The organism is Streptomyces sp. NPDC004647 (genome assembly GCF_040609575.1).
Classification (GTDB): domain Bacteria; phylum Actinomycetota; class Actinomycetes; order Streptomycetales; family Streptomycetaceae; genus Streptomyces.
The window spans coordinates 1-1514 of sequence record NZ_JBEXKU010000207.1 but is presented as its reverse complement, the minus strand read 5'-3'; the positions used below and the strand labels follow the sequence as shown (position 1 = coordinate 1514).

Sequence of the window (1514 nt, the reverse complement as noted above, 5' to 3'; positions counted from 1 at the left end):
TGGTGCGCAGGGCTCTGGGCGAGAGCGCGGTGAACCCGGTGTGGGACGGCGATGGCAGTGTGTTGATCACCGGTGGTACGGGTGGTCTGGGCGCGGTGGTGGCACGGCATCTTGTGGCCGAACACGGCGTGCGGCGGCTGCTGTTGGTGAGCCGTGGCGGTCTGGGCGCCGACGGCGCCGAAGCGCTGACGGACGAGTTGTCGGCGCTGGGTGCCGAGGTTTCGGTCGAGGCGTGCGACGTGGCCGACCGGGACGAGCTGGCCGACCTGCTGGCCCGGCACACCGTCTCCGCCGTGATCCACGCAGCGGGTGTGCTGGATGACGGTGTGGTGGGTTCGCTGACGCCGGAGCGGCTGGACACGGTCCTGCGACCCAAGGCCGACGCGGCGTGGAACCTGCACGAACTGACGCGGGATCACGACCTCTCCGCGTTCGTGGTCTTCTCCTCCGTCGCCGGCGTGATCGGCAGCGCGGGCCAGGGCAACTACGCCGCCGGAAACGCCTTCCTGGACGCGCTGATGGAGCGTCGTCGGGCCGAGGGCCTGGCGGGTATATCCCTCGCCTGGGGTCCGTGGGACCGTACCGGCGGCATGACGGGCAGCCTGGCCGAGGCCGAGGCGGACCGGCACGCCCGTTCCGGTGTGCAGGCGCTGTCGGTCGGACAGGGCGTGGCGGTGTTCGACGCGGCGCCGGCCACCGGCGAGGCCGTCGTCGTACCCGTACGGCTGGATCTCCCGGTGTTGCGTGCGCAGGGTGAAGTCCCGCCGCTGCTGCGCTCGTTGATCCGTACCCGCGCCCGCCGCGCTTCCGTCGCCGGATCGAGTACGGCCAGTGGCCTCGTACAGCGCCTGAACCGGCTGGACGCGGCCGAGCGGATCGAGCTGCTGCTCGACCTCGTACGCGGACAGGTCGCCCTCGTCCTGGGCCACGCCGGTGGCGACGACATCGACGCCGGGCGCGCCTTCCGTGAGCTGGGCTTCGACTCGCTGACGGCGGTCGAACTGCGCAACCGGCTCAACACCGTGACCGGTCTGCGGCTGCCGGCCACGCTGGTCTTCGACTACCCGACGGTGCAGAGTCTGGTCGGGTACATCCTCGACGAACTGCTCGGTGCGGATGTGGCCGTGGCACTGCCCGTGGCGGGTCGTGCCGCCGCGGTGGCCGATGATCCGATCGTGGTGGTGGGGATGAGCTGCCGGTATCCGGGTGGGGTGGCCTCGCCGGAGGATTTGTGGCGGCTGGTCACCGAGGGTGCGGACGCGATCTCCGGTTTCCCGACCAACCGTGGCTGGGACGTGGAATCGCTCTACCACCCGGACCCGGACCACGCCGGTACGGCGTACACCCGCTCGGGCGGATTCCTGTACGAGGCGGGCGAGTTCGACCCGGGGTTTTTCGGGATGTCGCCGCGTGAGGCGCTGGCGACGGACTCGCAGCAGCGGCTGTTGTTGGAGACGTCGTGGGAGGCGATCGAGCGGGCGGGCATGGACCCGGTGTCGTTGAAGGGCAGTGCG

General features: G+C 70.9%; 1 protein-coding gene. It reads left to right on the top strand.

The genetic code is table 11. From position 1 onward, the window contains the following. Positions 1–1514, top strand: a 1514-nt coding sequence (locus ABZW18_RS34700; RefSeq protein WP_356195498.1) for a type I polyketide synthase, incomplete at both ends; no start/stop codon positions are given.